The sequence below is a fragment of the Microcoleus sp. T2B6 genome (assembly GCF_036700475.1).
Lineage (GTDB): Bacteria > Cyanobacteriota > Cyanobacteriia > Cyanobacteriales > Microcoleaceae > Microcoleus.
In genome coordinates this window covers 21,829-34,269 of sequence record NZ_JAUBOZ010000005.1, presented here as the reverse complement: position 1 = coordinate 34,269, position 12,441 = coordinate 21,829, and the positions used below count along the sequence as shown (strand labels likewise).

The 12,441-nt window shown below is 46.2% G+C and carries 10 protein-coding genes; 8 read left to right on the top strand and 2 right to left on the bottom strand.

All coding sequences use genetic code 11. The features are described from left to right. Positions 1–340 precede the first annotated feature (340 nt). The 8 genes from QUA00_RS03320 to QUA00_RS03285 all read left to right on the top strand — a co-directional run bounded on the left by QUA00_RS03320 (position 341) and on the right by QUA00_RS03285 (position 9,954). Positions 341–613 carry an aldo/keto reductase gene (locus QUA00_RS03320; RefSeq protein ID WP_333321323.1) on the top strand — a complete coding sequence of 91 codons (273 nt, stop codon included), beginning with the start codon at positions 341–343 and terminating at the stop codon, positions 611–613. A gap of 79 nt (positions 614–692) precedes the next feature. Further along, complete coding sequence (locus QUA00_RS03315; protein ID WP_333408675.1) at positions 693–1,958, top strand: transposase; 1,266 nt, start codon at positions 693–695, stop codon at positions 1,956–1,958. Next, a complete protein-coding gene (locus QUA00_RS03310) occupies positions 1,958–2,473 on the top strand; it encodes an aldo/keto reductase (protein WP_333408756.1) in 516 nt (171 codons plus the stop codon). The genes QUA00_RS03315 and QUA00_RS03310 overlap by 1 nt, the downstream gene beginning before the upstream one ends. A gap of 800 nt (positions 2,474–3,273) precedes the next feature. Further along, complete coding sequence (locus QUA00_RS03305; protein WP_333144385.1) at positions 3,274–4,611, top strand: glycosyltransferase family 1 protein; 1,338 nt, start codon at positions 3,274–3,276, stop codon at positions 4,609–4,611. Positions 4,612–4,734: 123 nt separating this feature from the next. Next, positions 4,735–5,976 (top strand): UDP-galactopyranose mutase, encoded by a 1,242-nt coding sequence (glf, locus tag QUA00_RS03300; protein WP_333144386.1) that lies wholly within the window; start codon positions 4,735–4,737, stop codon positions 5,974–5,976. 104 nt (positions 5,977–6,080) lie between these two features. Beyond that, complete coding sequence (locus QUA00_RS03295; RefSeq protein ID WP_333144387.1) at positions 6,081–6,437, top strand: STAS domain-containing protein; 357 nt, start codon at positions 6,081–6,083, stop codon at positions 6,435–6,437. Between the two features lie 230 nt (positions 6,438–6,667). Next, complete coding sequence (locus QUA00_RS03290) at positions 6,668–8,551, top strand: glycoside hydrolase family 2 TIM barrel-domain containing protein (protein ID WP_333408673.1); 1,884 nt, start codon at positions 6,668–6,670, stop codon at positions 8,549–8,551. 284 nt (positions 8,552–8,835) lie between these two features. Next, entirely contained in the window at positions 8,836–9,954 is a 1,119-nt protein-coding gene (locus QUA00_RS03285) for a beta-glucosidase (RefSeq protein WP_333408672.1), read from the top strand. A gap of 93 nt (positions 9,955–10,047) precedes the next feature. On the opposite strand, the gene QUA00_RS03280 is transcribed toward QUA00_RS03285, so the two are convergent. Together QUA00_RS03280 and QUA00_RS03275 are read right to left on the bottom strand one after the other, a co-directional pair. Beyond that, positions 10,048–11,493, bottom strand: coding sequence for a hypothetical protein (locus QUA00_RS03280; protein ID WP_333307038.1), 1,446 nt, complete (start codon positions 11,491–11,493; stop codon positions 10,048–10,050). Between the two features lie 64 nt (positions 11,494–11,557). Further along, complete coding sequence (locus QUA00_RS03275) at positions 11,558–12,412, bottom strand: hypothetical protein (RefSeq protein ID WP_333307040.1); 855 nt, start codon at positions 12,410–12,412, stop codon at positions 11,558–11,560. Positions 12,413–12,441 lie beyond the last annotated feature (29 nt).

Sequence of the window (12,441 nt, the reverse complement as noted above, 5' to 3'; positions counted from 1 at the left end):
GGTTTTCTTATATAAAATAGAACATTTTTTTATATATAACTCATGTCAGTAAATACCTACCTAAAGGTAGATTAGAATTTACCGATTTTACTGTATTTTAATAAAGCAATGTAATCCTAAATACATTGGTAAGCCGATCGCCCCGGCGCGGTGTTGAAAGTAAACGCAGGGGCGATGGCCCGGAGCCCCGGAAGCTAAGGCATTTTGATTGACTTGCCAAAATATTCAAAATCCAGCACAGCGCTAACGCACCGCAAAAACCCGCCACCCCGACTGATGGCAACAGTTTGGGAAATCCCGATTTAAACTGTTAACAACCATTAACTTGCGGAAGGGTGACATGAGATATAAACTACTAGGTCACAGCGGACTTCGCGTTTCCGAAATCTGCCTCGGAACCATGACTTTTGGGGAAGAGTGGGGTTGGGGGAGTTCCTACGACGAAAGCCGGAAAATGTTCGACGCCTTTGCAGAAGCGGGCGGCAATTTCATTGATACCGCGAATCTCTACACCAACGGTACTAGCGAAAAATATGTCGGCGAGTTCATCGCAGCCGATCGCGCAAAATGGGTAGTTGCCACTAAGTATTGTGAAACTTCATTAAGTTGGTAAGCATCAATAAACAATAGTAGTATCGTATAGTCATGGAAGTCAAAAAAATGTTGTGATTGTTAAAAGATGGAGGCTCTGAATGCAACTAGCAGAGAGGCACATCATTAAATCTACGGAACACCGTTTCGCCGAAATTGATAAATTAGCATTTAAGTCCAAAAATCTCTACAATGCCGCTAACTACGTCATTCGTCAGAGTTTTATCTATGGATGGGGTTACGTTAATTACAACGAGATGAACCGTTTGATGAAATCTCATCAAGCATACAAGGTTTTGCCAGCAAAGGTCAGTCAGCAAATACTGATGATATTGGACAAGAATTGGAAGTCCTTTTTTGAAGCAGTTAAAGCTTACAAAGCTGATGACTCTAAATTTACTGGCCGCCCGAAGCTACCGAAGTACAAAGATAAAGTCAAGGGTCGGAATATCCTTGTCTATACGATTCAGGCAATTAGTAGCAAGCAATTAAAGAAAGGAATCGTCAAGCTTTCGGGAACTAATCTCTCAATCAAAACCCAGCTCGAACCCGATCGAATCTGTCAAGTTAGACTGGTTCCCAAATGTGATTCTTATGTGATTGAGGTAATATACGATGAACCGGAGCCCACCGCCAGCGACGATAAATTCGTAGCTAGTATTGATTTAGGTCTGAATAATTTAGCGGCGTTAACTTCAAATCAGCCGGGTTTTATACCTCTGTTGATTAACGGGCGTCCGTTGAAATCAATCAACCAGTTCTACAACAAACGTAAAGCACGGTTACAATCTCAGTTAAAAGGAAGTCGCAAGAGTTCACCCCGCATTCAACGCTTAACTCGCTGTCGCCACCAAAAAGTCGATAATTACTTGCATCATACCAGTCGCCTAATTGTTGACATTTTGGTCGCCCATCAAATTGGGACGCTAGTTGTCGGCAAAAATGCACAATGGAAAACCGAGATTGATTTAGGAAAGCAAACCAACCAAAACTTCGTCGGCATTCCTCATACTCGACTGATTGAGATGTTGGAATATAAGGCTCGATTGGTTGGGATTAAGGTGATTGTACAAGAAGAATCTTATACATCGAAATCAAATTTTCTGACTCTAGATCCGATTCCTGTCTATGGAAAGACCGATAAGGATGCTGTGTTTTGTGGCAAGCGGATCAAGAGAGGTTTGTACAAGACATCGGTCGGTCAATTAATTAATTCCGATGTGAACGGGTCTTACAACATCCTCAGAAAAGCAATCCCAAATGCGTTTAGCAATGGGATAGGGAGCTGCGTAGTTCAGCCGAGGCGGGTCAATCCGCTCGAAGTAAAAGTGAAGGGGGAGGGACTTAACGCCTCCCATGTCATGTAATAAATGACTATACTTTTGCCAGCTATTCTTTAAAAGAGCGAACTCCTGAACGGGACTTGCTCCCTATGGCACAGGCCTTTGATATTGGCGTCACAGCTTGGAGCCCCCTAGCCGCCGGCTTGCTGACAGGAAAATACAACACTTCAGAAACCGCCAGCGAAGCTAAACGGCTGAATTCACCTGAATCGGGAAAAATTAACGAACGAGACCTCAAAATTGCTGACGAAGTTAGCAAAATAGCAGCCGAAATTGGCAAACCTGCTTCTCAAGTAGCCCTAAATTGGCTGATCCAACAGCCAGTCGAAGTTATTCCGATTGTGGGCTCGCGCAAACTCTCGCAACTTCAGGAAAATCTCGCTTGTTTGGAGTTTGAATTAACCCCGGAACAAATGCAGCAGTTAGACAAAGTAAGTGCAATTGAATTGGGTTTCCCTCACGATTTCTTAAAGAGTTCGAGGGTGCAAGATTTTGCCTTTGGAGGAGGAATCGCCAAAATTGACAGCCGCCGACTGTAAAGTTGCTGCTATTTTCTAGTCGCGGGTTTACGTGGATATTTGGCGTTTGATTGCAGATATCGGCGAACCCGCCCTTAGAGGGATGATTGACATTTGTGCTGTGGGCGCGAGGTTAAACTCACGCCCACAGCGCAAATGTCATCACCTTGGTTTCTTGCCACATACTCGCGCAAAATCTTAGGTTTATCGTTGCGGTTGCCTGGTTTCTATGGTATTGTTGAGACAGGTGCTGTTCGGTGAGTTTAACCTCAGTGCATAAACAGTCAATTGTTAATCTATCGGAAGTCAGATATCTCTGGGGCAACTTGGTATATTAGGATACTAATTTACCAAATTAGTGATGTGATGAGTTAAAAAAAAGCAAGATTTGTCAAATCAAAAAGCAACATAAACTTGATGGGAAATTTTCTCTCATCTTCAAATAAAGCAATAAAACTCGCTCTTTTTTTACCCCGTACCTGCCAGTTAAGAGTCATTTTACAAGGTCGATCGGCACTTTAACCGCTTTTGAACCGCGCATACAAGCTAAGCGCCTCCTAAGATAGAAGTCATCCTTCAGATAGAAGTAAAGGCAGGAAAACTGGGTTAGATTTAACAACAATAGCAAGTCAAACCATATTAACTTATCTCCAACTTTCAATTTTGAAAAAAGCAGATAAGCCTGTTTTTTCCGCAGCTAAACAGTTTCTTTGTTTGGCTCACTGAATGCGGCGCTTGCTCGTCAATAAAAGTTCTCAGATTGATGCTTGCAACTTTCAGTAAGACACTGCTGAGAAATATATCCTATTGACAAATTTACAGTGACAAATTTTCAGGGACAAATTCCAGAGGCTAATATGTCGCCCCCAGAACACTCAGTAAACAATAATTATAGCAATAAAGAGCGAGCATGGGAGATCCGATTTACCTCTATAGATCCAGCCAAATCGCCCTCTCAATTCGCTCCCTCGCCCGCATTGCGCGCCAACTTATCAAAAACTGAGGCTTTAGATGCACCAGATTTAGTTTGCCTGTCTCATTTGCGGTGGAATTTTGTCTATCAGCGTCCGCAACATCTCTTGAGCCGCTGTGCCAAAAAGCGTCGCGTCTTCTTCGTAGAAGAACCAATTTTGAGCGAGGCTACAGATTGGTGGCTCGATGTCAGCATCCACGAAAGCGGAGTTTGGGTAATAGTACCGCACCTGAGCGAAGGAATCAGCGAAGCAACATCACAAACTGCTCAGCAAGCCATGCTAGATGATTTGTTTCGCTCTGCAGAAATTAGCCAGTACATCCTCTGGTATTACACACCAATGGCTGTCAGTTTCACAAACCACTTAAAGCCGCTAGCTGTAGTCTACGACTGCATGGATGAACTGTCAGCATTCCAAGGCGCGCACCCGGATTTAAAAGCCAATGAAAACCAATTATTAAAGCGCGCCAGCGTAGTATTTACCGGGGGCCACAACCTTTACGAAGCCAAACAGCACCAGCACCCAAACATTCACGCCTTCCCCAGCAGCATCGAAAAAGAACACTTTGCGACAGCCAGGAATCTTTCACAAGAACCGGCGGATCAAAAAGACATTCCTCCCCCGCGTTTGGGATTTTATGGCGTTATAGACGAACGCATGGATATCGAACTGCTGCGGGGCATTGCCGAAGCAAGGCCGGACTGGCATTTAGTCATCATTGGCCCTGTGGCGAAAATCGATCGGGCAACTCTGCCAACTCACCCAAATATCCACTATCTCGGCGGCAAATCTTATCAAGAACTGCCAGCGTATCTTGGCGGATGGGATATCGCAATGCTGCCTTTTGCGATTAACGAATCGACTAAGTTTATTAGTCCCACGAAAACTCCAGAATACCTCGCTGCCGGCAAACCTGTCATTTCTACTCCTATCCGCGACGTGGTGCGGCCCTACGGAGAAAACGGCTTGGTTCGGATTGCTAGCACTTCTGAAGAATTCGTTGCTTGTGCCCAAGAAATCCTCAGCGAAAGTTCGGACGTTCGCACCAAGTGGCTGAGCGAAGTAGACGCCTTTTTAGCAGACAATTCTTGGGACAATACCTGGGGCGAAATGCTGGGGTTGATCGAAAGTGCGATCGACGAAAAACGGCAGAAAGCCCAAGGCAGGATGAAAGTTTTAAGTTAGGAATGTTGAGGTTGAAGTTAAAGAGTTACACTTTACGGATTCAAAAATTAACACTCAACAATCCTCGCTGTATGTCCAATTCCGAATTATTCCTTACCCTTACCCACAATTAGAGGTGTTTCAATGTTTGACTATTTAATCGTCGGAGCAGGATTTGCAGGTAGCGTCATTGCCGAAAGACTAGCAAATGAAGCCGGAAAAACAGTCCTGATAATTGATACCCGCAACCACATCGGCGGCAACGCATACGATCACTACGACAACCACGGCATCCTCGTACACAAATACGGCCCCCACATTTTTCACACCAATTCACGCCCTGTTTTCGAGTATCTTTCGCGCTTCACCGAGTGGCGGCCCTACGAACACCGCGTCCTCGCCAGTGTTGACGGTCAACTGCTGCCCATTCCGATCAATCTCAACACCGTAAATAAACTTTACGGACTGAATCTCACCTCATTTGAAGTAGAAGATTTCTTCGCGAAAGTAGCAGAACCAAAGGATTACATTCGCACTTCCGAAGATGTAGTTGTCAGCAAAGTCGGCCGCGAACTTTACGAGAAATTCTTCCGCAACTACACCCGCAAACAGTGGGGAATGGACCCGTCGGAACTCGACAACTCAGTGATTGCGCGCGTACCCACTCGCATTAACCGGGACGATCGCTATTTCACCGATACCTATCAAGCAATGCCCCTGCACGGCTACACTCGGATGTTTGAAAAGATGCTTTCTCACCCAAACATCAAGGTGATGCTGAATACCGACTACCGGGAGATTGAGGGTTTTATCCCTTACGGAGAAATGATTTACACCGGGCCAGTCGATTCCTATTTCAATTATTGCTACGGCAAACTTCCTTACCGTTCCTTGGAATTCAAGCACGAAACACTGAACGTAGCCGTACACCAAGAAGCACCGGTGGTAAATTACCCCAACGAGCATTTATATACTCGCTGTACCGAGTTTAAATACCTCACCGGACAAGAGCATCTAAAAACTAGCATTGTCTACGAATATCCCCAAGCTGAGGGAGACCCTTACTACCCGGTACCGCGTCCAGAAAATGCCGAACTTTACAAGAAATATAAAGCTTTGGCTGATGCAACTCCGGGAGTTTCTTTCGTGGGAAGGCTGGCGACGTACAGGTATTACAACATGGATCAAGTGGTCGCTCAAGCTCTGACAACTTACAAACAAATTACTACCAAGCCGGTGATTGAATTGGTAGAAAATGTTAACGGTTCTGCCTCTAATGTCAGCACATCCAATGGAGTTGCCCATCGCCCAGCCACAACTTCTCTAGAAGTCGCTGCTGTCAACCACGGCAACAGCAACAGCAACGGCAAATCTGCTAGCAAGTAGCTGGAATCTGCGACTGACGGGTAAAAAGGTAAGGTGCCAACAGAGCACCTTACTCGGTTTTCCTCAAAAGTTATTTAATAATTCAAACAAGCATTGAGGTAAAAATGAACGTTCTAGTGAAAATTGTTTTGTCTCATGAGGTTTTGGAAAATTCTCAATTTGCTCAGTTTCAGAAAGAAATACAGCGCCTCATTGAAAGCGGTGGCAAAATTCTGATGCTGGATTTCTCAAAAATAAATTTCCTGAAAAATTCCGAGTTAATGGCTGTAGTGGCGATCGTGAAATTAGTTAGAGACAGCAAATGTATACTTTTGATCTCTGCCATGAGCGAACAAGTTAGAATTCTATTTGAACTCACGGGACTACAGCAAATATTTCATTGTTTGCCGTTCGCCGAAGAATTTTCTCTCAAAAGTGAGCTAACTGAACCGTTAGGAGGTTTACAAAGTGTTGCTAGCTAGAGGAAGAGGGGGAGAGTGGGACAGGGGGAGACAGGGGGATAGGAAAAATCTTCTTGGTTGATTCTTCCTGGTTTATTCTTCCTTCTTCTGACTAATGACTTCAGCACAAGAGATCCTTCAGATGAGCCTGTTTTAAGGTGCAGAAGTTTTGCAAATTAATCACCAAAAAACTTGTCAAAGTCAGGGTAATTGTCGCTAACCTATAAATATAACTTTGGGTAGATGTGCCGATGAGTTGGTTAGGTAGAGCACTTGAAAATTGCGAGATAGAAGAGTCTGCAACTCTTGATAGTAAGGTGACAGTTCAAGGACGGAAAACAGGTTATCCGCGCCCCCAATTGCGCCGGAGCAACTGGATTTGTCTCAACGGTCAGTGGAGATTTGCTTACGATGACGCGGGCCACTGCGTGCAGCCGATCGATATTTCTGAGTGGACTCACACTATAGAAGTGCCGTTTGCTCCAGAATCGGCAAAAAGCGGGATCGGCGACACGAATTTTCACGCCAACTGCTGGTATGAACGCGAATTTGACGTACCCCACACAGAAGGCAGAGTTCTCCTCCACTTTGGGGCCGTAGACTACCGCGCCCGCGTCTGGGTGAACGGTCAGTATGTCATCGAACACGAAGGCGGACACACTCCTTTCAGCGTAGACATTACACCAGTTGTGAACCTCAACGGGCCGCAGCGGGTGACAGTCTGGGCCCAGGACGACCCGCAAGATTTGGAGCAACCGCGCGGCAAGCAAGACTGGCAAATAGAGCCCCACAGTATTTGGTATCCGCGCACGACCGGCATTTGGCAGACAGTCTGGGTAGAATTGGTGCCTCATACTTATATCGAGCGCATCCGCTGGACTCCCCAGTTTGAACGCTGGGAAATCGGTTTTGAAGCGTTTGTCGCTGGCGATCGCCAGTCGGGAATCCAGGTTAAAGTTAAACTGTCGATCGGCTGTATGCTGCTGGTCAACGACACCTACGAAGTAATCAACGGCGAAATCCACCGCCGCATCGCCCTCTCCGACCCTGGTATCGACGACTACCGCAACGAATTGCTGTGGAGTCCCGAAAAACCGACGCTAATTAACGCTCAAGTGCAGTTGTGGGCCGACGGCAAACTCCTCGACGAGGTTAAATCTTATACCGCCATGCGGACGGTCAGCATCCAGCGCGATCGCTTCATGCTAAACGGCCGCCCCTACTATTTGCGACTGGTGCTCGACCAAGGTTACTGGCCCGACACCATGATGACTGCCCCCTCCGACGAAGCTTTGCGGCACGATGTCGAATTAGTCAAAGCAATGGGTTTCAACGGCGTCCGCAAGCACCAAAAAATCGAAGACCCCCGATTTTTGTACTGGGCTGACGTGCTGGGGCTCCTAGTTTGGGAAGAAATGCCCAGCGCCTACCGCTTCACCCCCAAAGCCGTACAACGGCTGACGCGGGAGTGGACGGAAGTCATCGAGCGCGACGGCAGCCACCCCTGTATCGTAGTCTGGGTGCCGTTCAACGAATCCTGGGGAGTTCCGAATTTAGTCGAAGCCGCAGCCCACCGCAACTACGTGCAAGCGCTGTATTTCTTGACAAAAACCCTCGATTCGACTCGCCCCGTCATCGGTAACGACGGCTGGGAAAGTATCGATACCGACATCCTGGCGATTCACGACTACGATAACAACCCGCAAACCCTAGCCAAGCGCTACGGGCCCGAAGTCCAGCTAGCCGATTTGTTTAATCGCGGGCGTCCCGGCGGGCGAGTCCTCACCCTCGACGGCCACCCGCACCAAGGACAGCCGGTGATGCTGACAGAATTCGGCGGCATCGCCTGCGCCGGTCGCGAAAACCCCGATTTTTTCAGGGTTTGGGGCTACGTGCGCGCGGAGGACACGCTGGAACTCCAAAGGCGCTACAGCGCGCTGTTGAAGGTGGTAAACCGAGTGGAAATGTTCAGCGGATTTTGTTACACGCAGTTAACCGATACTTACCAAGAAGCTAACGGTTTGCTGTATGCCGATCGCACTCCCAAGTTTCCCCTAGAGGTCATCTCGGCGGCAACTCTCGGCTGGGATATTCCCGAAGAAAGTTCACAGCCGCAAGCTATTACTCAGGGCTAATTGGCCAAACAGGGCATGGGGCATGGGGCATAGGGAATTGGGAATTGGTGATTGGTGATTGGTGATTGGTGATGGGTAATTGGTAATTGGTAATTGGTGATGGGTGATTGGTAATAATTGCCCGCAGTTCCAAGTTATTGGATATAACAAGTCTCAATCATTTATGAACCTCTTCCAATGCCCAATGCCCCATGCCCAATGCCCAATGCCCCATGCCCAATGCCCAATGCCCCATGCCCGATGCCCCATGCCCAATGCCCCATTACCCATTACCCATTCGATCGATGTTTCAAAGTTTTTTCATGGGCGGTTTTGAGTGCTCTACCCACAAATTGCGTTCGGGAAAGCGTCTCGACGTAACAGCCGCCACCGGTCACGATAAATTTGCAGCAGCCGACTACCAACGCTTGCAGCAGCAAGGCATTTACACAGTCCGCGAAGGCCTCCGCTGGCACTTAATCGAACAGACACCCGGAAAATACGATTTTTCCAGTTCCCTGCCAATCATCCGCGCCGCCCGCGACATGAAAATGCAGGTAATTTGGGATTTGTTTCACTATGGCTGGCCCGACGATATTGATATTTTCAGTCCCGAATTTGTGTCCAGGTTTGCAAGCATGGTGCGCGCTTTTATGGAAGTGCTGACGGAGGAAACCGACCAAACACCTTTTGTAACACCTGTCAATGAAATTTCATTTATTGCTTGGGCAGGCGGCGATGTCGCCTACATCAATCCGTTTGCAAAAGGGCGGGGAGACGAGCTAAAAATCCAGTTAATCAAAGCTTCGATCGCAGCGATAGAATCAGTTTGGGAAGTCAATCCCCGCACCCGGATCGTTCAAATCGACCCCACAATTAACATTATTGCCCATCCTGACAAACCGGAGGATCGGGACGCGGCGGAAGGTTATCGCTTATCTCAATATCAAGCTTGGGATATGTTGGCGGGACGCTTTCGCCCGGAAATCGGCGGTAAGGAAAAATATCTCGATATTATTGGCGTGAATTATTACGATCGCAATCAGTGGATTCACAATGAAGAGCCCATGAAATACACCGATCCGCTGTACCGCCCGTTTGGTGAAATGCTGCAAGAAGTGTTTGAGCGCTACGGCCGCCCCTTATTCATCGCTGAAACGGGTACTGAAGACGATTTTAGACCTGTCTGGTTTAATTATGTGTGCACTGAGGTAGCGGCGGCGATGAAAGCAGGAGTTCCGATAGAGGGAATCTGCTTGTATCCGATTGTTAACCATCCAGGTTGGGACGACGACAGGCACTGTTACAATGGTTTGTGGGATTATTGCAATGAATCGGGCGATCGGGAAATTTACCAGCCTTTGGCGGATGAATTGCAGTTTCAACGGCAGCAGATTGAACCGTTGCTGAAGTTGCAGAATTGATAGCTGCGATCTAATTCTTTAGGGTGCGCTGGGGCGCACCTTATAATAAATCTGCGTTAAAAATTCCCGATGATTTCTTAATATTTTATTCGCTCAACTCAGCATAAAATAGTCAAGCTCATCTACATTGTGAATAATCTTGGAATCAGGAACGCCATAAGCTTCAGCTAATTCGATACTAGCTTGCAATCTCAATTCAAGGTTTAAGTTAGGATCAAAAGCTGCTTCTGCTAAATTACCTAGTCGTTCATAGGTAGCAACAAGATTAGCAACGGCTGCCTTATAAGCGCGATCAATTTTAGCGAGGGACTGTTGATAATATTGTTCCACTTGTCGAGCAAGATGAGTATATTGTCCCAATAACTGCTTGCAAAAACCAGTCACGATTCGACCCGCGATCGCACCAATGACAGCGCCAACAACAGGAATCGGAATCAAAGCTTGTCCGATTGTAGCTCCAGCAGCAACAATGGCTGAATCAGCACAAGCAAATAAACTTAATTCAACGAATTGATCGGCCGTAATTTCCCCTCGGTTCAAACTACCCACTAAACTAGCAACTTCCAAGCCTGCACTAACAAAAGCACCAGCTAAAGGTGCAGACATTTGGGTAAAATTGGTTAACCCATAAATAACTGTTGCCGATATACCACTAAGTGCAGCTCCTTTTGCGGTATCAATTCCAATTTCTTGCCAGTCTTCGGGGGTTAACTCACCCTTAAAAACGTTTTTACCTTGCTTATACTTAGCGTAAAGCTTAGTAGCAAATCGAATACTACCACCAATAACCGCGCCTTTAACAGCAACGTTACCAAAATCAGCCAGAGTAGGTTGAGCCTCGTAGCGTATCCCATCCTTAATTTGTTTGTGTTCTTGCTTTAATTCATGCTCTTTGCGGTCTAGGGTATCGTCAACTTTGCCTATTTGCACATCTTCATAGTTAGACGATCCAGCTTGAACAGTCTGACTGAAAGGACGACCCGACATCTGCTCTATTTCTTGAGCTTTTTCTTGTATTTTTTGAGCAGTACGACTTGTTATTCCCTCGACTTGTTGCCCTTTCAATATTTTATCAATAATTTCATATTGGTTTTTAGGGATATGGTAATATGACCCATCTCTGCCAAAGTTTTCGTATTTCTTCATGTGGTCGAGAACGTGGTCTAAATTATTGCCAACCCCATTCACAAATTTAGACTGTACTTTAATACCATCAATTAAATAATCTTCCGGTGCTGTTCTACCCACTCCCTCAAAAGTAGCGCGAGTTTCAGAGGAGTTCAAAAGAGATTTTGCATTGCGAATACCAACTTCCACTTGCTCAGCTATTTCACCGTGTTTTGTGCTTGTGTTTCCCAGAATTTTTTCGGGGCTACCTACAAAATCACGAACTTTATCAATCTCCCCGACCGCTGCAAAAAACGCTCGGTCTTGTTTACTGAGTTCCGTTGCAAGCTGTTCTGCATGGCGCAGATTTTCCTCTGCTACTATTGCAGCAACGAATTGAGTTGTCAGATGTCTATCTTCTCTGTTTTCCATGTTTAAAAAAATTGCAGCATTACTCCCTAATTGCTAGAGCATAATGCTGCACTCCAAATTATAATTACATTTTCAGGTCTACGGTCTTTTTAATAGACTCGCTCAGGGAAGTAATGGAATTGATTAAGGTCCCCAGCCTTTGTTTGAGAGCTGGGCTAAAATTCAGGTAATTCAAAGGTGCATTCTGCTTGAAGTATTGCAGTTCACTTTGAATAAGGTTAGCTAGTTTGACAGTTTCCCCCTCCAGAAGATTGACTTCTTTCTTGGTTATGTTGACTTTAGCTGTGTCACCTTCAATTTCAATAGCGCGGTTAGTAGCTTCTCTCGCAATTTTCTCATTCTCGCTATTTGTCCAAAAAGCACTACCAGCCAAAGCTACACCACCAATCCCCCAGCCAATCGGCCCTGCTAGTGCCAGCAGTGCATTTCCAGCCACCATACCGCCACCACCCACAGTAAGAGCGCCACCTCCTAACCAGGCTAAAGCAGCATTAACGGCGGCTGCACCGGAAAGAGAAGCAATTGCAGTACCTGTTGAGGCTGTTCCAAAAGTTGTGGCAATTGCCATTGCTGCTGCTGGCCCAAAACAGGCAACTCCTGCTCCAGCCATGACTCCGGCACCACCTGCTGCTGCGGCTACATTGCTGTTATGAGCCGAATAAATTAGATCCCAATCTTCGCCAGTAATTTCCTTGAGCTGAAACTTCAGTTTTGTAACAACTTTGCTAAATTCTTTTGGCGAATTGGCCAGCGTGTTAATGTAATTTTCGCATAGTTGGATAATCTCAACCCCACGATTAACTCGCGTTTGATAAAGACTTCCAGCGGCATTTTGTAAATACTCACAATCTCTTTGGTAGTTTTCTACTGCACGGCGCAGTTTCTCTTGTGCCTCTTTTTTGTATTCGTGGTTAAACATTTACGGGTAAATACCTAATTATGAGGAGT

Coding starts and splice junctions, on each gene's coding strand:
- QUA00_RS03320 (WP_333321323.1), top strand. CDS start 341: ATGAGATATAAACTACTAGGTCACAGCGGACTTCGCGTTTCCGAAATC.
- QUA00_RS03315 (WP_333408675.1), top strand. CDS start 693: ATGCAACTAGCAGAGAGGCACATCATTAAATCTACGGAACACCGTTTC.
- glf (WP_333144386.1), top strand. CDS start 4,735: ATGTTTGACTATTTAATCGTCGGAGCAGGATTTGCAGGTAGCGTCATT.
- QUA00_RS03295 (WP_333144387.1), top strand. CDS start 6,081: ATGAACGTTCTAGTGAAAATTGTTTTGTCTCATGAGGTTTTGGAAAAT.
- QUA00_RS03290 (WP_333408673.1), top strand. CDS start 6,668: ATGAGTTGGTTAGGTAGAGCACTTGAAAATTGCGAGATAGAAGAGTCT.
- QUA00_RS03285 (WP_333408672.1), top strand. CDS start 8,836: ATGTTTCAAAGTTTTTTCATGGGCGGTTTTGAGTGCTCTACCCACAAA.
- QUA00_RS03280 (WP_333307038.1), bottom strand. CDS start 11,493: ATGGAAAACAGAGAAGATAGACATCTGACAACTCAATTCGTTGCTGCA.
- QUA00_RS03275 (WP_333307040.1), bottom strand. CDS start 12,412: ATGTTTAACCACGAATACAAAAAAGAGGCACAAGAGAAACTGCGCCGT.